This is a genomic window from Demequina rhizosphaerae (genome assembly GCF_000971255.1).
Classification (GTDB): Bacteria; Actinomycetota; Actinomycetes; order Actinomycetales; family Demequinaceae; genus Demequina; species Demequina rhizosphaerae.
The window spans coordinates 265804-289942 of record NZ_BBMC01000003.1 but is presented as its reverse complement, the minus strand read 5'-3'; the positions used below and the strand labels follow the sequence as shown (position 1 = coordinate 289942).

22 protein-coding genes are annotated in these 24139 nt (G+C 72.1%); 1 reads left to right on the top strand and 21 read right to left on the bottom strand.

Features of this window, described 5'->3' with window-relative positions:
* Window position 1 precedes the first annotated feature (1 nt).
* The 21 genes from rpe to aroQ all read right to left on the bottom strand — a co-directional run bounded on the left by rpe (window position 2) and on the right by aroQ (window position 22102).
* On the bottom strand, window positions 2–667 hold the full coding sequence (gene rpe / locus AOM07_RS05040) for a ribulose-phosphate 3-epimerase (protein WP_062311698.1): 666 nt from the start codon (window positions 665–667) through the stop codon (window positions 2–4).
* A gap of 10 nt (window positions 668–677) precedes the next feature.
* Window positions 678–1913, bottom strand: a complete 1236-nt coding sequence (locus AOM07_RS05035) for an AGE family epimerase/isomerase (RefSeq protein WP_062311697.1) — start codon at window positions 1911–1913, stop codon at window positions 678–680.
* Window position 1914: 1 nt separating this feature from the next.
* Entirely contained in the window at window positions 1915–2892 is a 978-nt protein-coding gene (locus AOM07_RS05030; RefSeq protein ID WP_062311696.1) for an acetylxylan esterase, read from the bottom strand.
* Between the two features lie 41 nt (window positions 2893–2933).
* Complete coding sequence (locus tag AOM07_RS05025) at window positions 2934–4280, bottom strand: RsmB/NOP family class I SAM-dependent RNA methyltransferase (protein ID WP_062311695.1); 1347 nt, start codon at window positions 4278–4280, stop codon at window positions 2934–2936.
* Window positions 4277–5212 carry a methionyl-tRNA formyltransferase gene (gene fmt, locus AOM07_RS05020; protein ID WP_062311694.1) on the bottom strand — a complete coding sequence of 312 codons (936 nt, stop codon included), beginning with the start codon at window positions 5210–5212 and terminating at the stop codon, window positions 4277–4279. Before fmt ends, AOM07_RS05025 begins: the two co-directional genes overlap by 4 nt.
* A gap of 36 nt (window positions 5213–5248) precedes the next feature.
* Window positions 5249–7192, bottom strand: coding sequence for a primosomal protein N' family DNA-binding protein (locus AOM07_RS05015; RefSeq protein ID WP_156171798.1), 1944 nt, complete (start codon window positions 7190–7192; stop codon window positions 5249–5251).
* Window positions 7193–7215: 23 nt separating this feature from the next.
* Window positions 7216–8385: a methionine adenosyltransferase gene (gene metK, locus AOM07_RS05010; RefSeq protein ID WP_062311692.1), complete on the bottom strand. Its 1170-nt coding sequence runs from the start codon at window positions 8383–8385 to the stop codon at window positions 7216–7218.
* Window positions 8386–8395: 10 nt separating this feature from the next.
* On the bottom strand, window positions 8396–9622 hold the full coding sequence (gene coaBC, locus AOM07_RS05005; RefSeq protein WP_062311691.1) for a bifunctional phosphopantothenoylcysteine decarboxylase/phosphopantothenate--cysteine ligase CoaBC: 1227 nt from the start codon (window positions 9620–9622) through the stop codon (window positions 8396–8398).
* Between the two features lie 3 nt (window positions 9623–9625).
* The gene (gene rpoZ / locus AOM07_RS05000; RefSeq protein WP_062311690.1) at window positions 9626–9898 is read right to left on the bottom strand and encodes a DNA-directed RNA polymerase subunit omega; all 273 of its coding nucleotides are present in this window, start codon (window positions 9896–9898) and stop codon (window positions 9626–9628) included.
* A gap of 36 nt (window positions 9899–9934) precedes the next feature.
* Window positions 9935–10489 (bottom strand): guanylate kinase, encoded by a 555-nt coding sequence (gmk, locus tag AOM07_RS04995; protein WP_062311689.1) that lies wholly within the window; start codon window positions 10487–10489, stop codon window positions 9935–9937.
* Window positions 10486–10800 (bottom strand): integration host factor, actinobacterial type, encoded by a 315-nt coding sequence (gene mihF / locus AOM07_RS04990; protein WP_062295605.1) that lies wholly within the window; start codon window positions 10798–10800, stop codon window positions 10486–10488. The genes gmk and mihF overlap by 4 nt, the downstream gene beginning before the upstream one ends.
* A gap of 24 nt (window positions 10801–10824) precedes the next feature.
* Window positions 10825–11664, bottom strand: a complete 840-nt coding sequence (gene pyrF, locus AOM07_RS04985) for an orotidine-5'-phosphate decarboxylase (protein WP_228374382.1) — start codon at window positions 11662–11664, stop codon at window positions 10825–10827.
* A gap of 136 nt (window positions 11665–11800) precedes the next feature.
* A complete protein-coding gene (gene carB / locus AOM07_RS04980) occupies window positions 11801–15097 on the bottom strand; it encodes a carbamoyl-phosphate synthase large subunit (protein WP_062311687.1) in 3297 nt (1098 codons plus the stop codon).
* On the bottom strand, window positions 15090–16214 hold the full coding sequence (carA, locus tag AOM07_RS04975; RefSeq protein ID WP_062311686.1) for a glutamine-hydrolyzing carbamoyl-phosphate synthase small subunit: 1125 nt from the start codon (window positions 16212–16214) through the stop codon (window positions 15090–15092). Before carA ends, carB begins: the two co-directional genes overlap by 8 nt.
* Window positions 16211–17518, bottom strand: a complete 1308-nt coding sequence (locus AOM07_RS04970) for a dihydroorotase (protein WP_062311685.1) — start codon at window positions 17516–17518, stop codon at window positions 16211–16213. The genes carA and AOM07_RS04970 overlap by 4 nt, the downstream gene beginning before the upstream one ends.
* Window positions 17515–18474 (bottom strand): aspartate carbamoyltransferase catalytic subunit, encoded by a 960-nt coding sequence (locus AOM07_RS04965; RefSeq protein ID WP_062311684.1) that lies wholly within the window; start codon window positions 18472–18474, stop codon window positions 17515–17517. The genes AOM07_RS04970 and AOM07_RS04965 overlap by 4 nt, the downstream gene beginning before the upstream one ends.
* Window positions 18475–18476: 2 nt before the next feature.
* Window positions 18477–19004: a bifunctional pyr operon transcriptional regulator/uracil phosphoribosyltransferase PyrR gene (pyrR, locus tag AOM07_RS04960; protein ID WP_062311930.1), complete on the bottom strand. Its 528-nt coding sequence runs from the start codon at window positions 19002–19004 to the stop codon at window positions 18477–18479.
* A 110-nt stretch (window positions 19005–19114) separates the two neighbouring features.
* A complete protein-coding gene (locus tag AOM07_RS04955) occupies window positions 19115–20494 on the bottom strand; it encodes an HNH endonuclease (protein WP_062311683.1) in 1380 nt (459 codons plus the stop codon).
* Window positions 20495–20630: 136 nt separating this feature from the next.
* Entirely contained in the window at window positions 20631–21053 is a 423-nt protein-coding gene (gene nusB, locus AOM07_RS04950; RefSeq protein WP_062311682.1) for a transcription antitermination factor NusB, read from the bottom strand.
* Entirely contained in the window at window positions 21053–21616 is a 564-nt protein-coding gene (gene efp / locus AOM07_RS04945; RefSeq protein WP_062311681.1) for an elongation factor P, read from the bottom strand. The genes nusB and efp overlap by 1 nt, the downstream gene beginning before the upstream one ends.
* A 45-nt stretch (window positions 21617–21661) precedes the next feature.
* The gene (gene aroQ, locus AOM07_RS04940) at window positions 21662–22102 is read right to left on the bottom strand and encodes a type II 3-dehydroquinate dehydratase (protein ID WP_062311680.1); all 441 of its coding nucleotides are present in this window, start codon (window positions 22100–22102) and stop codon (window positions 21662–21664) included.
* Between the two features lie 57 nt (window positions 22103–22159).
* Here aroQ and AOM07_RS04935 point away from each other — a divergent pair, with 57 nt between their 5' ends.
* Entirely contained in the window at window positions 22160–24121 is a 1962-nt protein-coding gene (locus tag AOM07_RS04935; RefSeq protein WP_156171797.1) for a hypothetical protein, read from the top strand.
* Window positions 24122–24139 lie beyond the last annotated feature (18 nt).

Here is a 24139-nt window from a genome sequence, read left to right as displayed (position 1 = left end):
CTCAGCGATGGTGCACCGCCTCGCCCAGCGCGCGCAGCGCGGCGACCTCGGCGCCCCGGTCCTCGGCGCCGTAGATCGCGGAGCCGGCGACGAGCACGTCGCCGCCCGCCTCGACGACGGTCTGGATGGTGTCGCGCGCGACGCCGCCGTCGGCCTGGAGCCACAGGTCGCGACCCGCGGCCTCGGCGGCCGCGCGGAGGGTGGTGAGCTTGGGCATCATGTCCGCCATGAAGGCCTGACCCCCGAAGCCCGGCTCGACGGTCATGACGAGCACCATGTCGAGGGTGTCGATCAGCGGCAGCACGTCCTCGACGGGCGTGCCGGGCTTGATGGCGCACGAGGCGCGGGCGCCCATGCTGCGCAGGTCCGCGGCGATCGCGCGCGGGTCCGCGGCGGCTTCGAGGTGGAACGTGACCGACGTCGCGCCGATCTCGGCGTAGCGCGGCGCCCACCGGTCCGGGTCGTCGATCATGAGGTGGACGTCGAGCGGCAGCGGCGACACCTGCGCGAGGCGCTCGACGACGGGCAGGCCGAGCGTGAGGTTGGGCACGAAGTGGCCGTCCATGACGTCGACGTGGAGCCAGTCCGCGTCGCTCACGGCGAGGATGTCCCGCTCAAGGTTCGCGAAGTCGGCGGACAGGATGCTCGGCGCGATCTGGATGCCCATGGGTCCGAGCCTAGCGGCGCAGACCCCCCGACCTGAGCGCCGCCGCGAACGACGGCACGAGCGGCAGCGCGGGCAGCAGCGCCGCCTGATACGCGTGGTAGACGTCCGGCTTGCCGGGCCACACGGTGCCCGCGGGGCGATTCTGCGGGTCGAGCTCGTGGTGCCACGAGCCGTGCTCGTGGTCGACGAGGTGCCGGTCCGCGTACGCCCACCAGGTCGCCGAGTCCTCGGCGTAGCGGGCCTCCCCGGTCACCTGACGGAGCGCCTCGGCGGCGTTGACCGCCTCCGCGAGCACCCAGTGCATGCGCTCGCGGACCACCGGCGCGCCCGACCAGTCCGTCGTGTAGACGAAGCCCGGCTCGCCGTCGGCGTCCCAGCCGTCCGCGACCGCGCGGTCGTAGAGCGCGACAGCGGCCTCGCGCAGCCCCGGCGGCGCGTCCTCCCACAGCGTGAGGTCCACGCTGAGCAGCAGCCGCGCCCACTCGAGGCCGTGGCCCACGGTGGCGCCGTACGGACGGAACGGGTGCGCGGGCTCGTCGCGGTGGTGCTCGAGCATGGGCCGCCACGCGGCGTCGAAGTGCTCGGGGATGCGCCAGTCGTTGTCGCGCGCCCAGCCGGCGACGCGCCCGGCGATGCGTCCGGCACGCTCGTGCCACTCGCGCTGCCCGGTGACGTCCCCGGCGGCGAGGTAGGCCTCGACGGTGTGCATGTTCGCGTTGACGCCCCGGTAGCGGTCGAGCTTGCGCCAGCCCGCGTCCCACTCCTCGACGGAGAGGCCCTCCTCCTCGTCCCAGAAGTGGGTGAGCGACACCTCGAGGGCGTCCTCGAGCAGCTGGCGGGCCCCGGTGACGTCGGCGGCCACGGCGGACGATGCGGCGAGCACCACGAACGCGTGGCCGTAGGCCTGCTTGGTGGTGACGGTGGGCACGCCGTCCACCATCGCGGCGAACCAGCCGTCGTGCTCGGGGTCGCGCAGCCGGCGGCGCAGGGCACGCACGCCGTGGGCCGCCATCGCGCCGAGCGCCGCGGCGTCCGGGCCGCCCGGCGCGGGCGGCTCCGCGGCCAGCATGCCGAGCGCCGCGACGTGCGTCATGCGGCACGTGATCCACAGCTCCACCGGCCGGGTGCGGTCGACGCGGCCGGTCTCGCCGAGCCAGCCGAAGCCGTCGTCGGCGGCCGAGCCGTGGGCGAAGCGCAGCAGGTCCGCGCGCTGCGCGGCGAGGTAGGCGGCGTCCCCCGGCGTCACGTCAGCCCCACAGCTCCGCGAGGAAGCGCGCCTGACGCTCGAGCTGGTAGCCCTCGCCGCCCTCGTGCCCGTTGAAGCGGTACGCGTCGATCTCCTTCGGACCTCCCCAGGCCGCGTAGGCGGCGTAGATCGTCGACGGCGGGCACGTGGGGTCGCGCAGCGCGGCGGAGAAGAGCGCCGGCGCGGTGGCGCGTGCGGCGTGGTGGACGCCGTCGATGTACGACAGCGTGCGCAGCACGGCGGCCTCGTGGCGTCGGTGGACGGCCAGGTAGCGGGCGACCTCCTGGTACGGGTCCGTGTCGGCGATGTCGATGCCCCGCTCGATGTGGCACAGGAAGGGCACGTCGACCAGCGCGGCGCCCACGTCGGTGAGCCCGGCCGCGGCGATCGCGATGCCGCCGCCCTGGCTGGCCCCCGCGACCGCGAGCCGGTCGCCGTCGACGACGTCCAGGGAGCGGGCCGCCTCGACCGCGCGCACGGCGTCGGTGAGGACGCGCCGGTAGTAGTACGTGTCGAAGTCGAGGATGCCGCGGGTCATGTAGCCGGGGTGGGCCGGGCCGGCCGCGTCGCCGCCGCCCGAGGCGTCCGGGGTGTGGCCGCCGTGGCCCCACGCGGAGCCCTGGCCGCGGGTGTCCATCACGAGGTGCGCGTAGCCCGCATTCGCCCAGAAGAGGCGCTCGTGGGGCAGGCCCCGGCCGCCGCCGTAGCCGCAGTACTGGACGACGGTGGGCAGCGGGCCGGCGGCGCCCGCGGGGGAGACGAGCCACGCGCGGATCCGGTCGCCGCCGAAGCCCGAGAACGTCACGTCGGCGACGTCCACGAGCGCGAGCGGCGTCTCGACGGGCGTCGCCTCGACGTCGAGCGCGTGGGTCCGCGCCTCCGCGAGGGTCGCCTCCCAGCGGGCGTCGAGGTCCGCCGGCGCCTCGAGCTCGGGCCGGTAGGACCCGAGCTGCTCGAGGCTCATGTCGATGTACGGCATCCGCCCTCCTCAGTGCGCCTGTCGCGAGCGTAGCGCGCGGGTCAGACGCCCGGCTTCTCGAGCAGCGCGAGGAACATCGAGTCCGTGCCGTGGATGTGGGTCCACAGCTGCACGTGCGGACCCTCGCCCCACATGCGCGGCGTCGTGTCGGTGACGGCGGCGACGGCGTCGCGCGCGTCGATCTGGCGCAACGTGGTGTCGGCGACGATGCCGCGGGTCTCGGCGAGCACCGGCGAGCACGTGATGTACGCGAGCAGCCCGCCCGGCGCGAGCAGGCGCTCGGCGTTGGCGAGGAGGCGCTGCTGCAGGGGCACGAGCTCGTCGAGATCCTCGGGCTGGCGGCGCCAGCGGGACTCGGGCCGGCGGCGCAGCGCGCCCAGGCCCGAGCAGGGCGCGTCGAGGACGATGCGGTCGTACGTGCCGTCGTCGCCCCACGTGGTGCCGTCTCCGGTGTGGATGGTGACGACGCCCTCGGGCACGGCCCGGGTCGAGCGGCGCACGAGGTCGGCGCGGTGCGGGTGGAGCTCGACGGCGTCGAGCGTGGCGGCTCCGTCGGCGGCGAGGGCGCCGAGCAGCGCGGCCTTGCCGCCGGGGCCGGAGCACAGGTCGAGCCAGCGCTCGCCCGGCTCGACGGGCTGCGCGGCGACGAGGGCGGCGGCGACGACCTGGCTGCCCTCGTCCTGGACCGCGGCCGTGCCCTCGGCGACGGCCTCGAGGTCGCCCGGCCGGCCGCCGGGAAGCACGACGGCGTACGGCGAGTACTCGCCCGCCTCTCCGCCGGCCTGCTGGATGAGCTCCTCGCGGTCGACGAGCCCCGGCCGCGCGACGAGCGTGACCCGCGCCGGCGAGTTGTCCGACTCGAGCAGCGCGACGACCTCGCCTTGGTGGCCGTCGGCGGCGAGCGCGTCCTCGAGCTCACGCACCACCCACTCGGGGTGGGAGTTCCGGGTCGCGATCGCGTGGCGGGAGTCGCCGGGCGCGACGAGCGCGAGCCACGCCTCCGCGTCGCGCTCGGTGATGCGGCGCATCACCGCGTTCGCGAGCTTGGAGGCGCCCTGGCCGCGCTCGCGGCGCACCTGGGAGACGGTCTCGTTGACGGCGGCGTGCGGGGGCACGCGCATCGCGAGGTGCTGGTGGGCGCCGAGCCACAGCGAGACCCGCACCTCGGGGTCGAGGTCGCGCGGGTCGCGGCCGGAGGCCTTCTCGACGATCGCGTCGTACAGGCCGCGCATGCGCAGCGTGCCGTAGGCGAGCTCGGTCGCGAAGCCGGCGTCCCGGCCCTCGAGCCGCATCCGCTCGAGCAGCGACGGCATGAGCAGGTTGGCGTAGGCGCCCTCGGTGGAGACCGCCATCACGCAGTCGTAGGCGACGTCCCGTGCGCGGCTCATGCCTCCCCCAGCTGGGCGCCCTCGCCCAGGCGTGCGCCGCGCCACCAGGCGGCGGCGTCCATCGGCTTCTTGCCGGCGGGAGCGATCCAGCCGAGCGCGACCGGCTCGCTGCCGGTGCCGACGAGCACCTCGCCCTCCTCGAAGCGGAGCTGGCCGGGCGCGGTGCCGGTGCGCTGGAGCCGCGGCGAGACGGGGCCGAGCTTGGCGACGGAGCCGTCGGGCAGCGTGGTCCAGGCGCCCGGCGCGGGCGTGCAGCCGCGGATGCGGCGGTCGACCACGTGCGCGGCGAGGTCCCAGCGGACGTACGCGTCGTCACGGGTGAGCTTGTGGGCGTAGCTGACGTCCTCCTCGCCCTGCGGCGCGGGGCGCGCCATGCCGGAGTCGAGGGCCTCGAGGGACTGCACCATGAGCGGCGCGCCCAGCGTCGCCAGCCTCTCGAGCAGGTCGCCGGCGGTGTCGGTCGCGCGGATCCGCTCGGTGAGCGTGCCGATGACCGGGCCCGTGTCGAGGCCCTTCTCGATGACGAAGGTGCTGGCGCCGGTGACGTCGTCGCCGGCCATGATCGCGCGCTGGACCGGGGCCGCCCCGCGCCACGCGGGCAGCACCGAGAAGTGCAGGTTGACCCACGCGAGGCGCACGGCCGCGAGCAGCGCGGGGCGGAGGATCTGCCCGTACGCGACCACCGCGGCGGCGTCGACCTCGAGGTCCCGGATGCGGTCCACGACGTCGGGCGCGGAGGCCTTCTCCGGGGTCCACACGTCGAGGCCCCGCTCGAGGGCGTACGCCTTGACGGGCGACGGGTGGAGGGTGCGGCCCCGCCTTCCGGGGGCGTCGGGCTGGGTGAGCACGGCCACGATCTCGTGGCCCGCGCCCTCGAGGGCGGCCAGCGTCGGGACGGCGATCTCGGGCGTTCCGGCGAAGATCAGGCGCATCCCTCCATCGTAGTGGCGGGACGGGGGCCCGCCCGCTCAGGAGACGGGGTCGAGGGGGGCGTCGACGCGCATGCGCAGCTCGCCGTCGCCGGCCTTGGAGAACTCCTGCTGGCGGCGCCGCAGGGTGTCGACGACGGCCTGCGCGGCCCGTCGGGTCACCAGCAGGATGGCGCCGCCCTTCGCGTCGACGACGGCGACGTCGCGGTGGCGCTCGAGCCGCTCGCCCTCGACGGTCTCCGACAGCGCAAGGGTGAGGACGGGGGCCTCGCCCCACAGCCGGATCGCACGCCGGAACGGGGGCAGCGCGAGGTCCGCGCGCTCGCCGTACGCGTCCCACGCGGCCTCGGCGGCGTTCCAGCCGACGAGCGCCTCGCGCACGACGGGCGGCAGCTCGCCGACGGCGATCACCTCTCCCCCGGCGCCCCGCGGTCGCGCGAGGGCGGCGATCGACAGCCACCAGCGCATGGCCTGGAGCTCGGCTCCCAGGGCGCCGCCGGCGGGGACCTCGGCGCCCACGATGACGATGCGCGCGTAGCCGCCGGTCACGGCGGGGAGCGCGGCGGGGGTCGCGACGACGATGCCGGACGTCACCTCGCCGTCCGCGACGGTGCCGACCGCGCCGGCGGACAGCGTGACGGGCACGTCGCCGGCCATGGCCCGCACCTGCTCCGCGATGCGCTCGACGCCCTGGCGCAGCTGCTTGGTCGCGGGCGAGCCGCACTCGGCGCAGTGCCAGTGGGGATGGTCGGCGCCGCAGTCCGCGCAGTGGAGGGGGCTGGTCGCCGACTCCTTGCGCAGGGGTCCTCCGCACGCGGTGCACGAGGCCCACTCGCCGCATCGTGCGCACGCGGTCGCCCGCACGTAGCCGGCGCGCGGTACGACGATGCCCACGGGGCCGTCCTCGAGAGCCGCGCGGGCGCGTCGCCACACCTGGCCGGGCATCCAGTGCCAGCCGGAGGCACCCTCGGCCTCGCGACGCTCGTCGCCGATGATCGTCACGAGCGGCGTCGCGGCCCGCACGTCGCCCCGCGGCACGGCGGCGCGCTCGGCCCAGCCGTGCGCGACGAGCGCCATCGCCTCGACCGACGGCGCGTAGCCGGCGAGGAGCACGCCGGCGCCGGCCTCGTCGGCGCGCATCGCGGCGACGGTGCGGGCGTGCGGGTACGGCGCGTGCGGGTCCTCGTACACGGTCGAGCCCTCGTCCCACATCACCACGAGGCCCAGGTTGGGCACCGGCTGCATCGCCGCGGGCCTGGTGCCGAGGACGATGCGCGCGTGCCCGTGCATCGCCGCGAGGTACGAGCCGAAGCGGACGGCGGGGCCGTCGTCCGCGTGCAGCACCGAGAAGTGGCCGCCGGAGCGCGCGGTCCAGCGGGACAGGCCGGCACGGGTGAGGGCGTCGGCCGCCGCGGCGAGGGCGCGGGCGTCGGGGAGGATGACGATCGAGGTGAGGCCGCGCGCGGCGACCTCGGCGGCGGGCGCGAGGAGCGCCTCGACGGGTAGCCCGTGGCGCAGGGCCGGGTCGGGCACCGCCTCCCACACGACGCGCGCGCCGCTCGCGACCGCGCCGGCGGGAAGCGCGACGGCCTCCGCTGCGGGCGCGAGGGTCGCGTGCGCCTCGCGGAAGGCCTGCTCGTCGTGCTCGACGGTGGCCCAGTCGCGCTTCTCCACCCCGGCGACGCGGGGCGGCGCCATGAGCCGCAGCACGTCCCACAGGCTGCCGCCGTAGCGGCGCGCAACCTGCTCGGCGAAGGCGATCGCCTCCGCGGTGTAGGACGGCACCGCGGACGACGAGTGCAGGGGCGTGAGCCGGCCCTCGAACTCGCTCTCCCCCGCGAGCGACACCACGACGCCGTTGACCAGCCGGCCCGCGAAGCGCACGCGCACGCGCGAGCCGACGTCGACGGTGTCCGCCAGCGCGTCGGGGATCGCGTAGTCGAACGGCCGGTCGAGATGCGGCATGGCGCTCTCGACGCACACGCGCGCGACGGTGCGGGCCACGGTCAGCTGGCCGCGGCGGCGAGGTCGTCGGCGCGGTCCGTGCGCTCCCAGGTGAAGTCGGGCAGCTCGCGGCCGAAGTGGCCGTACGCGGCGGTGCCGCGGTAGATGGGACGGCGCAGGTCGAGGGCGGCGATGAGGGCCGCGGGACGCAGGTCGACGACCTCCCGGATCGCGGCGACGATGCGCTCCTCGGGCACCGTCGCGGTGCCGAAGGTCTCGACGTAGAGGCCCACGGGGTGGGCGGTGCCGATCGCGTACGCCACCTGCACCTCGCAGCGGTCCGCGAGGCCCGCCGCGACCACGTTCTTGGCGACCCAGCGCATCGCGTACGCGGCCGAGCGGTCCACCTTGGACGGGTCCTTGCCCGAGAAGGCGCCGCCGCCGTGGCGGGCCATGCCGCCGTACGTGTCGACGATGATCTTGCGGCCCGTGAGGCCCGCGTCGCCCTTGGGACCGCCGATCTCGAAGCGGCCGGTCGGGTTGATGAGCGACCGGTGGCCGCTCGCGTCGAGGTCGTAGCGCGCGAGCACGGGCGCGATGACGAGCTCCTCGACCGCGGCGCGCAGGTCCGCGGTGGCGATGTGCTCGGCGTGCTGGGTCGACAGCACGACGGTGTCGACGGTGACGGCGCGGTCGCCGTCGTAGCCGATGGTCACCTGCGCCTTGCCATCGGGGCGCAGGCCCTCGACCTCGCCCGAGCGGCGCACCTCCGCGAGGCGCGCGGTGAGGCCGTGCGCGAGGTGGATGGGCAGCGGCATGAGCTCGGGGGTGTCCCGGCACGCGTAGCCGAACATGAGCCCCTGGTCGCCCGCGCCGAGCTCGTCGACGTCGGAGTCGGTCGCGTGGCCCACGCCCATCCAGATGTCGGGCGACTGCTCGCCGATCGACACCGAGACGCCGCACGAGTCTCCGTCGAAGCCCACGTGCGAGGACGTGTAGCCGATGTCGTTGACGACGCCGCGGATGGTGCCCGGGATGTCGACGTACGCCTCGGTGGTCACCTCGCCGGCGACGTGCACGAGACCCGTGGTCACCATGGTCTCGACCGCGACGCGCGACAGCGGGTCCTGGCGGAGCATCTCGTCGAGGATGGCGTCCGACACCTGGTCGCAGATCTTGTCGGGGTGGCCCTCGGTGACGGACTCGGACGTGAAGAGCCGGAGGGAGGTCATGCCGGTCAGCCTAGTGGCGGGCACCGACGACGGCGTCGAGCACCGCGTGGGCCACCGCCAGCTTGGAGCCGGCGGCCCGCGCGACCTCGGCGCCGGACCGGTCGAGGATCGTCACCTCGTTGGGCACGTCGCCGAAGCCGCGGCCCCCGCCCACCGGGTTGAAGACCAGCAGGTCGGCGCCCTTGCGCCGCGCCTTGGCGCGCGCGTGCTCGAGCGCGCTCGCCGCATCGTCCCCGGTCTCCGCGGCGAAGCCGACGACGGTGCGCCCCGGGACGGCCTCCTCGACGAGGCCGCGCAGGATGTCCTCGGTCTCGACCAGCGTGAGCGTGAGGCCGCCCGAGCCGTCCTTCTTCAGTTTGACGTCGGCGACCTCGGCGGGCCGGTAGTCGGCGACGGCGGCGGCCATGATGACGACGTCCGCGTCGGCGCCAGCCGCACGGACCGCATCGGCCAGCTGCGCGCTGGTCTCGACGTCGGTGCGGGACACGCCCTCGGACAACGGCAGGGCGACGTTGGCCGCGACGACGGTGACGTCGGCGCCGCGCTCGCGGGCGGCCTCGGCGAGGGCGAAGCCCTGGTGGCCGGAGGACCGGTTGCCGAGGAAGCGGACCGCGTCGAGCGGCTCGCGGGTGCCGCCGGCGGTGATGACGATGCGCATGCCCGCGAGGTCGCCCCAGGGGCCGCCGGGCGACAGGGTCTCGGGCGGCAGCGCGCCCTGCGCGACGGCGTAGGCGGCCGCGACGATGTCGTCGGGCTCGGGCAGGCGGCCGGGGCCCGAGTCGGGTCCGGTGAGCCGGCCGACGGCGGGCTCGATGACCGTGATGCCTCGCGACCGGAGGGTCGCGATGTTGGCCTGCGTGGAGGCCTTCTCCCACATCTCGGTGTGCATCGCGGGCGCCACCACGACGGGGGCGCGGGTCGCGAGGAGGGCGTTGCCCAGGAGGTCGCGCGCCTCGCCGTGGGCGAGCTGCGCGAGGAAGTCGGCGGTCGCGGGGGCGACCAGCACGAGGTCCGCCTGCTGGCCGAGCCGCACGTGCTCGACCGCGGGGACGTTGTCGAACGTGTCCGCCGTGGCGGGGAGGCCGGACAGGGCCTCCCACGTCGCGCGCCCCACGAACTGCAGCGCGGCAGGCGTGGGGACGACGCGGACGGTGTGCCCGTCCTCCTTGAGGCGCCTCAGCACGATGGCGGCCTTGTACGCCGCCACCCCGCCGGTGACGCCCAGGAGGACGCGCACGGGCTACTGCTGCTCGGCGGAGTCGCCCAGCTCGAGCAGGTCGCCCTGGTTGAGCTCGCGGAGCGCGACCGACAGCGGCTTGTCGGTGGTGTCGGCCTCGACGAGCGGGCCCACGTTCTCGAAGTGGCCCTCGCCGAGCGCCTCGTAGTACGAGTTGATCTGGCGGGCGCGCTTGGACGCGTAGATCACCAGCGCGTACTTCGAGTCCACCTTCTCGAGCAGCTCGTCGATGGGCGGGTTGGTGATGCCGATGGGGTTCGCGACGGTTCCGGCCACAATCACTCCTCTGATTTCAAAAAGACTTCCGGCATTCTACCGGGTCCCGCGCACCACCGACAGGAGCTCCGCCGCGGCGCGCTCGACGGTGTCGTTGACGATGACCTGATCGAACTCCTCGACGGCCGCCATCTCGTCGCGCGCGGTGGCGAGGCGGCGCTCGCGCTCCTCCTCGTCCTCGGTGCCGCGGCCCACGAGCCGGTTGACCAGCTCGTCCCACGACGGGGGCGACAGGAACACGAAGTGCGCGTCGGGCATCGTCTCCTTGACCTGGCGGGCGCCCTGGAGGTCGATCTCCAGCAGGACCGGCTCGCCCTCGGCGAGACGCTCGTCGACCGGGCCGCGCAGCGTGCCGTACTTGTGCTGGCCGTGCACCGTCGCCCACTCGAGGAACTCGCCCGCCTCGATGCGGCGGTCGAAGTCGTCCCGGCCGATGAAGTGGTAGTGGACGCCGTCGACCTCGCCCGGGCGCGGGGCGCGGGTGGTCGCGGAGACGGAGATGTAGACCTCGGGGGCCATGTCGCGCAGGGCGCGTACGACCGTGCCCTTGCCGACCGCCGTGGGTCCGGCAAGGACGACGAGTCGACTCATCGACGCTCGCGCTCGATGAGTGCCTCGACCTGGTGCTGGCCGAGCCCGCGGATGCGGCGGGCGAGGGAGATGCCGATCTCCTCCATCACCAGCTGCGCGCGCTTGGGCCCGATGCCGGGCAGGCACTGCAGCAGGTCGCGGACGCGGATGCCCGCGAGGGCCTCGTCCGCCTTCGCCTTGCGGATCGCCTCGGCGAGGCTCATCTCGCCGCGCGTCAGCTGCTCCTTGAAGACGCGACGCGCGGAGCGCACCGCCGTGGCCTTCACCAGCGCGGCCGCGCGCTGCTCATCAGTAAGTTCCGGGGTGGCCATGGCCTCTCCCTTTCCCCCGCGCGTTCAGCGCAGGATGCTCCTCGCCGCGGACGAGGCCTCGATGACGGCCTCGCGCAGCTTCTCGACAGTGGGGCCGGCCTTGAGCACGCCCCTCGACTGATTGACGAGCACGCGACCCCGCGCGTTCCCGAAGACCAGGGACAATTCCGCTGGTCCGGCCCCCTGTGCACCCACTCCGGGCGAGAGGATAGGACCATTGACCCGGTCGAGGTCGATGCCGAGACGCTGCACCGCGTCCCCCACGGTCGCGCCGACGACGAGGCCGACGTCGCCCATGGGGCTGGCACCGCTGTTGAGCGCGGCCGCCTCGTCGGCGACCACGGCCGCGACGGCTCGGCCGTCCGGCGTGATGGCGTGCTGGACCTCGGGTCCCTCGGGGTTCGAGGTGAGGGCCAGCACGAAGATCCCCTTCCCGTGCTCGCGGGCGAGGTCGAGTGCGGGGGCGAGGGAGCCGAAGCCGAGGTACGGCGACACCGTGAGCGAGTCGCACTCGAGCGGCGCACCGGGCCGCAGGTACGACTCGGCGTAGCCCTGCATGGTCGAGCCGATGTCGCCGCGCTTCGCGTCGAGCACGGTGAGCAGCCCGAGCTCGCGGGCGCGGCCGAGCACGTGCTCGAGGGCCGCGACGCCGGCGGAGCCGTGCCGCTCGAAGAAGGCCGCGTTGGGCTTGACCGCGGCGCACTCCCCCGCGCTCGCCTCGAGCACCGCGTCGCCGAACGCGACAAGCGATGCCGCGGTGTCCTCCAAGCCCCACGCCGCGAGCAGCCCGGGGTGGGGATCGATCCCCACGCAGAGCGGACCGTGCTGGTCCATCGCGGTCGCGAGACGGGCGCCGAACGCCATCCCTACCTCCCTCATGGGCTGCCCGAAATGTGCAGCCGTTGTCACTCTACCTGCGATGTTGGCCAGGCGCGCGGGCGCGCCCGGGCGCGTCGCGCATCGTCCTGCGAGGGATGATGCGCGACGCGCCGTGCCACTTCTAGACGCGCGCGGCGTCCTGGAGGCTCAGCACCTCGAACGGGCCCGCCTGGAGCGCCTCGATGGCGAGGACGGCCGCCGACAGCTGCTGGGTCGTGGTGACCATCGCGATGTCGGCCGCGGTCGCCGCGGCGCGGATCTCGTAGCCGTCCGCACGCGCGCCCTGGCCGGACGGCGTGTTGACGATGAGGTCGACCTGGCCCTCGTGGATGAGGTCGACGATGGTCGGCTCACCGTTCGGACCGCGGCCCTCGGAGTGCTTGCGCACCACGGTCGACGGGATGCCCATGCGCTGGAGCACCTGGGCGGTGCCGGCGGTCGCGAGGATCTCGAAGCCGAGCTGGCGCATGCGCGCCACCGGGAACGTGATCGAGCGCTTGTCGCGGTCGGAGATCGACACGAAGAACTTGCCACCGGTCGGCAGGCCACCGAAGGCCGCGGACTGCGACTTGGCGAAGGCCAGCGGGAAGGTCTCGTCGAAGCCCATGACCTCGCCGGTCGAGCGCATCTCGGGGCCGAGCACCGAGTCGACCGCGATGCCCTCGTGGGTGCGGAAGCGCTTGAACGGGAGGACGGCCTCCTTGACGGCGATCCGCTGGCCCATGTCGATGGTCGCGGCGTCGTGCTCGGGCAGCATGCCGCTGGCCCGGAGCTCCGCGATCGTGGCGCCGGCCATGACCTCGGACGCGGCCTTGGCCAGCGGGATGCCGGTGGCCTTGGCCACGAACGGCACGGTACGGGACGCGCGCGGGTTCGCCTCGAGGACGTAGAGCACGTCGGACACGAGCGCGTACTGCACGTTCATGAGGCCGCGCACGCCGATGCCGCGGGCGAGGGCCTCGGTCGAGGTGCGGATGCGCTCGAGCTCGGCTTTGGACAGCGAGAACGGCGGCAGCACGCACGCCGAGTCGCCGGAGTGGATGCCGGCCTCCTCGATGTGCTCCATCACGCCGCCGAGGAACATCTCCTCGCCGTCGAAGAGCGCGTCGACGTCGATCTCGATCGCGTCGTCGAGGAAGCGGTCGACCAGCAGCGGCGCGTCGGTGGCGTGGTCGCCCACGTCGGCCATGCGCGTGCCGTAGTCCTCGAGCTGCTCGCGGTCGTAGACGATCTCCATGCCGCGGCCGCCGAGCACGTACGACGGGCGCACGAGCACGGGGTAGCCGATGCGCTCGGCGATCTCGATCGCCTCGTCGATGCCGTGCGCGGTGCCGTAGGCGGGCGCCGGGAGGTTCGCGGCGTCGAGGACGCGGCCGAAGGCGGCGCGGTCCTCGGCGTTGTCGATGGCCTCGGGCGTGGTGCCCAGGATCGGGACGCCCGCGTCCTCGAGGCGCTGCGCGAGCGACAGCGGGGTCTGGCCGCCGAGCTGGACGAACATGCCCTTGACCGGGCCCACGGCCTTCTCGGCCTCGTAGACGGCCATGACGTCCTCGAACGTCAGCGGCTCGAAGTAGAGGCGGTTGGCGGTGTCGTAGTCGGTCGACACGGTCTCGGGGTTGCAGTTGACCATGATGGTCTCGTAGCGGTCCTTGAGCGTGAGGGCCGCGTGCACGCACGAGTAGTCGAACTCGATGCCCTGACCGATGCGGTTGGGGCCCGAGCCGAGGATGATGACGGCCTCGCGGTCGCGGGGCTGCACCTCGGTCTCGGCGTCGTACGAGCTGTAGTGGTACGGCGTGCGGGCCTCGAACTCGGCGGCGCAGGTGTCGACGGTCTTGAAGACCGGCAGCACGCCCATCGCCTTGCGGATCTGGAAGACCTCGTTGACCTTGAGGCCGCGGAGGTCCGCGATCTGCTGGTCGGACAGGCCGTGGCCCTTGGCCTCGCGCAGGAGGTCCGCGTCGAGCGTCGCCGCCGTCCTGACCTTCGTCGCCACCTCGTTCATCAGCAGCATCTGGTCGAGGAACCACGGGTCGATCTTGCACGCGTCGAAGACGTCCTCGAGCGTGAGGTGGCCGGCCTCGACCGCGCGCAGGCACTGCTGCACCTGGACGAAGCGCTTCTCGGTGGGGATCTGGATCGCGGCGAGCAACTCGTCGAGCGCCTCGCCGGTGGGCACGGGGCCGTCCCAGTGGAGGTTCATGCCCTTCTTGTCGATCGAGCGCAGCGCCTTGCCGAGGGCCTCGGTGAAGGACCGGCCCAGGCTCATGGCCTCGCCGACGGACTTCATCGTGGTGGTGAGCACCGGGTCCGCGGCGGGGAACTTCTCGAACGCGAAGCGGGGCACCTTGACCACGATGTAGTCGAGCGTGGGCTCGAAGGACGCCGGGGTCGAGCCGGTGATGTCGTTGGGGATCTCGTCGAGCGAGTAGCCGATCGCGAGGCGGGCCGCGATCTTGGCGATCGGGAATCCGGTGGCCTTCGACGCCAGCGCCGACGAGCGCGACACGCGCGGGTTCATCTCGATGACGATGATGCGGCCCGTGTCGGGGTGGATCGCGAACTGGACGTTGCAGCCGCCGGTGTCGACGCCGACCTCGCGGATGATCGCGATGCCGATGTCGCGCATGCGCTGGTACTCGCGGTCGGTCAGCGTCAGGGCCGGCGCGACCGTGACGGAGTCGCCGGTGTGGACGCCCACGGGGTCGACGTTCTCGATCGAGCACACGACCACGACGTTATCGTGCTTGTCGCGCATGAGCTCGAGCTCGAACTCCTTCCAGCCGAGGATGGACTCCTCGAGGAGGACCTCGGTGGTCGGCGAGTAGTGGAGGCCGGCGCCCGCGATGCGGCGCAGATCCTCCTCGTCGTACGCGAAGCCCGAGCCCAGGCCGCCCATGGTGAAGGACGGGCGCACCACGACCGGGTAGTTGAGCTCCTCCGCGGCTGCGAGGCACTGGTCCATGGTGTGGCAGATGACCGACTTGGCGGAGTCCGCGCCGCAGCGCTCGACCACGCCCTTGAACAGCTCGCGGTTCTCGCCCAGGTGGATGGCCTCGAGGTTGGCGCCGATGAGCTCGACGTCGTACTTCTCGAGGATGCCCGCCTCGGCCGCCGCGATGGCGGCGTTGAGGGCGGTCTGGCCGCCGAGGGTCGGCAGCAGCGCGTCGGGGCGCTCCTTGGCGATGACGCGCTCGATCACCTCGGTGGTGATGGGCTCGACGTACGTGGCGTCGGCGAACTCCGGGTCGGTCATGATCGTGGCCGGGTTGGAGTTGATGAGGACCACGCGGATGCCCTCGGACTTGAGGACGCGGCACGCCTGGGTGCCGGAGTAGTCGAACTCGCAGGCCTGGCCGATGACGATCGGGCCGGAGCCGATGACGAGGACGCTCTTGATGTCGTCGCGCTTAGGCATGCTGGCCCTTCATGAGGTCGAGGAAGCGGTCGAAGAGGTACGAGGCGTCGTGCGGACCGGCCGCGGCCTCGGGGTGGTACTGGACCGAGAACGCCGGGATGTCGACGCACTCGAGGCCCTCGACCACGTCGTCGTTGAGGCACACGTGGCTGACGCGCACCTTGCCATAGCCGTTCGGGGAGTCGGACTCCCCCGCCAGCGGCGCGTCCACGGCGAAGCCGTGGTTGTGCGCGGTGACCTCGACCTTGCCGGTGGTGCGGTCCATCACCGGCTGGTTGATGCCGCGGTGGCCGAACTGCAGCTTGTAGGTGCCGTAGCCGAGCGCGCGGCCCAGGATCTGGTTGCCGAAGCAGATGCCGAAGAACGGCACCTTCGCGTCGAGCACCTCGCGGAGGGTCGCGACGGTCGCGTCGGCGGCGCCCGGGTCGCCGGGGCCGTTCGAGAAGAACACGCCGTCGGGGTTCATCTCGAGGATGGACGATGCGGGGGTGGTCGAGGGCACGACCGTCACCTTGATGCCGCGCTGGGCCATCTGCTGGGGGGTCATCGCCTTGATGCCGAGGTCGACGGCCACGACGTGGGCGACCTGCTCCCCCTCGGGCTCGACGGTGTAGGGCTCGGTGACCGAGACCTCGTCCGCGAGGTGCGCGCCCTTCATCTGGGCGCTGTGGCGCACCTTCTCGACCATCGCATCGTCCCCCGCGAGGGCGTCACCCGAGAAGATCCCGGCGCGCATCACGCCCGCGGTGCGGAGGATGCGGGTGAGCTGGCGGGTGTCGATGCCGGAGATGCCGACGACGCCCTGGGCGACGAGGTCCTCGTCGAGGCTGCGCTGCGCGCGCCAATTGCTCGGGCGGCGTGCGGGGTCGCGGACCACGTAGCCGGCGACCCAGTAGCGGCGCGACTCGTCGTCCTCGTCGTTGACGCCGGTGTTGCCGATGTGCGGCGCCGTCATCACGACGATCTGCTTGTGATAGCTGGGGTCGGTGAGGGTCTCCTGGTAGCCGGTCATGCCGGTGTTGAAGACGATCTCACCGAGCGTCTCGCCGGTCGCGCCGTACGCGCGGCCCTCGAACGTCTGGCCGTCCTCGAGGACGAGTACTGCACGATCGCTCACGCGAACGCTCCTTCCAGCTGCGAGTCGAGATGGGTGGGGACGCCGCGCAGCAGGGTCGCGACCGCGCGGCCGGGCAGCTCCATGCCGCCGTAGGGGGTGTTGCTGGCGCGCGAGGCGAGCTGGGCGCCGTCGACGGTCCAGGCCGCCGTCGGGTCCACGAGGGTGATGTTGGCGGGCTCGCCCTCGGCGAGCGGGCGGCCGTGCTCGGCGTCGACCTTGCCGATGCGGGCCGGGGTCTCCGACATGAGGCGGGCGACGTCGCGCCAGGTGAGGGCGCCGGTGTCGACGAGCGCCTTCTGGATGACACCCAGCGCGGTCTCGAGGCCGAGCATGCCGAACGAGGCGGCGGCCCACTCGCAGTCCTTGTCCTCGGATGCGTGCGGGGCGTGGTCGGTGGCGATGATGTCGATGGTGCCATCGGCGACCGCTTCCCGGAGCGCCTCCACATCGGACTGGGTGCGCAGCGGCGGGTTGACCTTGAACAACGGGTCGTAGGTGCGGGCGCTCTCGTCGGTGAGGAGGAGGTGGTGCGGGGTCGCCTCGGCGGTCACGTTGATGCCGCGCGCCTTGGCCCAGCGGATGATCTCGACCGAGCCGGCGGTGCTGAGGTGCTGCACGTGGACGCGCGAGCCGACGTGCTCGGCGAGCAGCGCGTCGCGGGCGACGATCGACTCCTCGGCGACGGCTGGCCAGCCGGCGAGGCCGAGCTCGGCGGACACCTCGCCCTCGTGCATCTGCGAGCCATCGGTGAGGCGGAGGTCCTGCGCGTGCTGCACGACGGCGCCGTCGAAGGTCTTCACGTACTCGAGGGCGCGGCGCATGATGACGGGGTCGTAGACGCAGACGCCGTCGTCGGAGAAGAGGCGGACCTTCGCCTTCGAGTTGGCCATGGCGCCCATCTCGGAGAGGTGCTCGCCCTTGAGGCCGACCGTGACGGCGCCCACCGGGAACACGTCCACCAGGCCGATCTCGCGGCCGCGGCTCCACACCTGCTCGACCACACCGGCGGTGTCGGCGACCGGGTTGGTGTTGGCCATGGCGAAGACGGCGGTCCAGCCGCCGCGCGCGGCGGCGCGGGAGCCGGTCTCGATGGTCTCGGCGTCCTCGCGGCCGGGCTCGCGCAGGTGGGTGTGGAGGTCCACGAGGCCCGGGAGGGCGACGAGGCCGGTGGCGTCGACGACCACCGCATCGTCCGGTGCGTCGATGGCGTCGGCCACCTTGGTGATCACGCCGTCCTCGATGAGGAGGCTGGCGGTGGTGTCCCCGTAAAGGGACGCGTTCTCGATGACGATGGGGCGGCTCACTGGGCGCCCTCCTCTCCGGCAAGCAGCAGGTACAGGGCGGCCATGCGGACGGCGACGCCGTTCGCGACCTGCTCCACGATGACGGAGCGGGGCGAGTCGGCGGCCTCGGCCGAGATCTCGAGGCCCCGGTTCATGGGGCCGGGGTGCATGACGATGGCGTGGTCGGGCAGGCGGCGCAGGCGGTCGCCGTCGAGGCCGAACAGGCGCGTGTACTCGGCGGGGCTCGGGAAGAAGGCGGAGCCGCCGCCGGTCATGCGCTCACGCTGGACGCGGAGCATCATGAGCGCGTCGATGTCGTAGGTCTCGATCGCCTCGTCGAGGGTGTGCACCACGTCGCAGGGCCAGGGCTCGACGCCGACTGGCACGAGCGTGGCCGGCGCCACGAGGACCACCTTCGCGCCGAGCGTGTGCAGGAGGTGCACGTTGGAGCGGGCGACGCGGCTGTGGAGCACGTCGCCGACGATCGCGACGGTAAGGCCCGTGAGGTCGTTCCCGGTCGGGTCGGTCACCAGGTGCTTGCGGATGGTGAAGGCGTCGAGCAGCGACTGGGTCGGGTGCTGGTGGGTGCCGTCGCCCGCGTTGAGGACCGAGCCGTGGAGCCAGCCGCCGTGGGCGAGCTGGTAGGCGGCGCCGGAGGCCCAGTGGCGGACCACGACCGCGTCGGCGCCCATGGCCTGGAGCGTGAGGGCGGTGTCCTTGAGGGACTCGCCCTTGGAGACGCTGGAGCCCTTGGCGGAGAAGTTGATGACGTCCGCGCTGAGGCGCTTGGCGGCGGCCTCGAACGAGATGCGGGTGCGGGTCGAGTCCTCGAAGAAGAGGTTGACGACCGTCTTGCCGCGCAGGGTCGGGAGCTTGCGGACCTCGCGGTCCTGGGTCGCGGCCATCTGGGCGGCGGTGTCGAGGATGAGGATCGCGTCGTCGCGCGTGAGGTCCTTGGTGGAAAGGAGGTGGCGCATCGTCACTCCCCCTTCCGCAGGATGACGGCGTCCTCGCCGTCGATCTCCTCGAGGCGCACGTCGACGCGCTCGGAGCGGGCGGTGGGGATGTTCTTGCCCACGAAGTCGGCGCGGATGGGCAGCTCGCGGTGGCCCCTGTCGACCAGCGCGGCGAGCTGGACGGCGCGGGGCCTGCCCAGGTCGCGGATGGCGTCGAGGGCGGCGCGGATGGTGCGGCCCGTGTGGAACACGTCGTCGACCAGGACGACCACCGCATCGTCGATGCCGGCGTCGGGCACCGAGGTGGTGCCGATGGTGCGCGTCGGATTCTTGAAGAGGTCGTCGCGGTACATCGTGATGTCGAGGGCCCCGCAGGCGTGCTCGGCGTCGTAGCCGGGCTCGATGTCCGCGATGCGGGAGGCCAGGCGGTGCGCGATCGGGAGGCCTCGGGTCGGGATGCCCATGAGGACCACGTCGGCGGCGCCGTCGTTGCGCTCGACGATCTCGTGCGCGATGCGAGTCAGGGCGCGCGAGATATCCGCCGCCCCCATGATGGTGCCAGTCACCTGGCGACCTCCTTCCCCGCCTCTCTGGACGGTCCTTAAAGGATGTCTGGGTTGCGGGTCACACACTACCTGACCGCGGCGCCCGCGGCGGCGCGTCATGGTGGTCCGGCGCGGCTTGCCGCGACCAGTTCGGCGTGGTTCAGCCTGATGCGTTCCTGATATCCGGGTCGGGGTCGCGTGTCGGGGTCGATCGAGGCGGGCGGGATGAACTCGGGGCTGCCCTGGCGGAACCTGATGGCCCACCCGTCCCGGTGGATCCAGTGGTGGCAGGTCACGCACAGCATGATGCCGTTGTCGAGGTCGGTCCTGCCGCCGTCGACCCAGTAGCGGATGTGGTGGACGTCGCAGTGGCTCGGCGGCGCGCCGCACCACGCGCAACCCCGGTCGCGCTGCGCGATCGCCCGCCGCTGAGCAGCCGTGAACAGGCGCTCCGCGTACCCGTGGTCGAGGACCTCGCCGCACGTGGCCAGCACGGTGGGGATGAGTTCCGCGTCCGCTGCGTACCAGCGCAGCAGGCTGCCGGGCAGTGGACGCCTGATCCCGTCGATCTCTCCGTAGCCGTCACCTGTGTGGAGGTCGGCGAGCGAGATGCGGATGTTGACGGTGGTCTTGACCGCGTCGTGGGGCTGGCGGCACCCGTTCGCGTGCCGCCCGAGCCAGCCCAGCCCGTCCGCACGCATCTGACCCGGAGTCGGCTGGTCGTCCGCGCCGTCCTCGCGTGCCTCACGGAACTGCTTCTTCATGTACCCGTCCAGCGCCGCGAGCAGGGGTGCCGCGGTCAGCGGGTCGAGCATCGCGGTGAGGCGGACCATGCCGTTGGCCTCCTCGCGCACGCTCGCCAGCCGGGCGCGGTACAGCTCCTCGTACTGCTCCTCCCCCACCGGGGGCGGCGTCAGGCCCGCCTCGAGCTGCGCGACCAGCGACCGCACGGTCCTCAGCGGCGAGATCACCGCCTTGTCGACGGCCATCTTCTCCACCCGTGTCAGGGACACCTGCCCCAACGGGGTGGCCCGCACCGCATCGTCCACCGGCAGGCCGTCCATGTCGCGCGCGTCCGGATGCCTCATCAGCACCTCACGCAGCAGCACGAACTTGTCCGCACTCAGCCGGCCCTCCCTGGCCTCGTACGCGAGGTGAGGCAGGACCGACGCACCACCCGGCGCATCGTCCGGACCGCCGTACAACGCGGTGCCCATGACGCGCAGCCGCTCGGCCTCGGCCACCGTGCCGCCGGTCTCGGACGCGATCAGCTGGTCGATCCCCCGGAACCCCTGCCGGCTCGCGATCCCCGCGCGCCCCGGACCGGACCGCACGGCGAGCCTGGCGGCCATCTGCGCGACCACCAGATCGGTCTCGCGCCGCCGACCGACGACCTCACGCATGAGCGCCACCGCGTCCCACTCAGGCAGCCCGCCTGAAGCCTCGACGCGCGCACGGAGCCCATCGAGCGGATCGGCGGCGGTCGTCTCGGCCATGCGACAAGTCCACCATCCAGGTCAGACAACGAACCCGACAAACCGGACAGTTGTCCACAGGGCGCCGCGCGGGCAAAGAAGAAGGACCCGCGCCTCCCAAAGGAGGCGCAGGCCCTTCCTCAAACAAACAGTCGGACTACTCCGCGTGCCGCAGCGCCGGCGCCTCGCGCGCGATCGTCCCGAGGATCCCGTTGACGAAGCCGGGCGAGTCGTCGGTCGACAGATCGGCCGCAAGCGACACGGCCTCGTCGATCGCGACGGCGGTCTCGACCTCGTCGTTGCACAGGATCTCCCACGCGCCGATGCGCAGCAGCGCACGGTCGACCGCGGGCATCCGCGAGAGCTGCCACTCGGGCGAGGCCTGCTGGATGATCGAGTTCAGCTCGGGCCACCACGCGACGACGCCGCGCACGATCTCGATGGAGTACGTCGGCAGCGGAGTCTCGCGCCCCGAGTCGAGGACGCGACGATCCAGGGCGGCCAGCATGTTCTCGCCGCGCTGGTCCGCCTCGAAGAGGACGTCGAGGGCGCGCTTGCGCGCCTTGGTACGGGCGGCCACTAGTCGTTGACGCGGGACTGGTACTCGCCGGTCGAGGTGTTGACCTTGACCTTGGTGCCGGCCTCGAGGAACAGGGGAACCTGGATCTCCTTGCCGGTCTCGAGCGTGGCGGGCTTGGTGCCGCCCGACGAGCGGTCGCCCTGGAGGCCCGGCTCGGTGTAGGTGACCTCGAGGACCACGGAGCCCGGGAGCTCGAGGAAGATCGGGTTGCCGTTGTGCGAGCCGATGACGGCCGACTCGTTCTCGAGCAGGTAGTCCGTCGCGTCGCCCATGACCGCCTCGGAGACGGGGATCTGGTCGAACGACGACGGGTCCATGAACACGTACGAGGTGCCGTCGAAGTACAGGTACTGCATGTCGCGACGGTCGACGGTCTCGAACTCGACCTTGGCGCCCGCGTTGAACGTCTTGTCGACGACCTTGCCCGTGAGCACGTTCTTCAGCTTGGTACGGACGAAGGCGCCGCCCTTGCCGGGCTTCACGTGCTGGAACTCGATGACGGACCAGAGGTTGCCGTCGAGGTTGAGCACGGAGCCGTTCTTGATGTCGTTCGAAGTCGCCACAGGGGTGTCCTTACAGAGATAACTGGGAATAGTCCGCAGACGATTCTAGCCGACGCGCCGCGCGACGGCCTCGAGAGCGAGCCGGTAGCCCTCGACCCCGAAGCCCGCGATCGTGCCGGTCGCGACGCCGCTGATGACGCTGGTGTGGCGGAAGGTCTCGCGCGCGTGCGGGTTGGTGAGGTGCACCTCGACCAGGGACAGGTTCGCCGCGGAGACGAGCGCGCACGCGTCCCGGAGGGCGTACGAGTAGTGGGTGAAGGCCGCCGGGTTGAGCACGACGTGCCAGCCCGCGTCGACGGCCTCGTGCATCCAGTGGACGAGGTCGGCCTCGTCGTCGGACTGGCGCACCTCGACGTCGAGGTGCAGGTCCGCGCCCCACTGGGTGACGAGCACGGCGAGCTCGTCGTGGGTGGTGGTGCCGTACTTCTCGGGCTCGCGGGTGCCGAGCCTGCGCAGGTTGGGACCATTGACGACCAGGACGTTCATGGTGGCCAGCGTATCGGGGGACGTTGCGCGGGTGGCGATTGGGCGCGCGGCGGGACGATGCACACGTCGCGCGTGGGCGGCGTGGGCGCGCTCAAGCGCGAGCGCGGGCCGCTAGCATCGCGGCAGTCGAGCAAAGGGGGGCGCATGAATCTTCGAAGTACGGCGATGACGCTGTCTGCGCTCACGTCGCTCGCCTCTGTCTTGGCGTGGTTCGGCACACCGCTCGTGATCGCTACTGCGCTCGGAATCGCATCCTGGATTGCAGTACTGGTAATTCGCGCGCCACTTCTATACGCGGTGTCCGCCACGGTCCTCGGATGGCCAACACTGATCTTCGCATCGGTCTCGGTCGTTGCTCCGCTCGGAATCGACTTGTGGACCACGATTGCGACCACGCACCTGCTGCTCGGTGTCCTCGCGGGTGCAATCGCGCATGGCAGGAACCCGCGGGAGTCAACGGCTGCAGACTGGAGCGTTTTCGCTGCCGCGAGCAGCGGCGTCGTGTTATGGCTCATGGGCTTGGCCGCGGGAAACTTGCTTCCGGGAGGCACCGGCCTCTCGTGGGCGGCGCGTATCGACTCGTCCGTGGACATCATGTCGATCCGGCATTACTGGGTAGCTGGCGGCATCGGCGCGGGCGACGCATACAACCCTCGCCCGATCGAACACGCGTTGTCTCTGTCGATGTTGCCGCGCGAGCATGTCGTCGATGGTTCAAGCCGTGCGCTCGCGGAGGCGTTGGCGGCACATGCTTCGGCATGGGCCTTGCTGGTCGCCCTGTGCGCACTGCTCGCAGGACTAGTCGCGGCTCACGTCGCGATGGCAGTCGGCGGCTCGAGGAAACTGGCCGTTGTGCTCGCCGCGGTCACCAGCATCGGCGCAATTTCCATGCCGGTCTCAGGTTCGCTCTTCGATCTTGGCCAGATCAACGGCCACCTTGTGATCGCCGCGAGCCTCAGTGCCATCGGGGTTGCCGTAGCGGCCCGCACCGCGCCCGGCGCCTCCGTCGGTCTGCTGCTTTGCGCAATCGCAGTGCTAGCACTCTGCTGGACCCCGTTTGCCGCCATCCCGGGAGCGCTGCTCGCGATGCATATTCTCCGCTTCCGAGCACAGTTGCGGGAGGCGCAGATTCAAGATGTCGCGTTGATCGGAGCTGGCGCACTGTTCCTTGCGTGGTCACTTGCAGGCTGGACGGCGCCGGTCTTGATCAACGTCGCCCAGAGCTCTCGATCGACCAACCAAGGCCGCGTCCAGGTCGAGACATACTCAGGGGCGTTGAATCCGCACTCGCTCGCACTGACATCGATCATCCTCGTCACCACCATCGTTGCGGCCATGTTCGCGCGACGCGCAAGCCGTCGCACGGCCGACACCGGTATCGCCACGGTTGTGGGCGTGATCATCGGTGCGCTCCCGTTTGCCCTGTCAATGAGCGACTTCAGCGGCGCGCTGCCGTATTACCCGGCGAAGTACGTGTCGCTGGCAACCATTGCCATCGTGCCGCTCACCATCGGACTAGCGGGAGGCGTGCTCGGATCGCACTCACCCGTCGGCGGACCTCAGAGAGCAATCGTGACCGGGGCTGCGGTCGCGACCGGCATCGTGGTAGTCACTCTACCGACGACCTATCAGCCCGACACTTGGAGAGCGCTTCCCGTGGCATTCGCGACAGGGGAACACTTCGGCTCGCACGAAGCACTGGCGGGACGCGCCATCACACTGTCCGACGAGGACGAGCTGAAACTGGACTGGCTTCGGGACCCCGACTACGACTTCGCCGTGAGCTGGCTCCAATCGATGGCACTACCGCTGGACGAGGCCCACCATTCGAACTGGCAGAACGGCCTGCGAGCCGCGATGCGGTCCCACATCCACGACTACTCGCCCGGTGCTGCTTGCGCCATCGTCTCGGCAACAGAACGGCCCGTCCACTTCTACACTCGGGAACCCAGCCTAGAATCGCAAGTCCGAACACTATGCCCGTCCGACAGGATTTCCTTCGAACTGGTCGGCGCCTAGGTTTCCAGCAACGCCAAG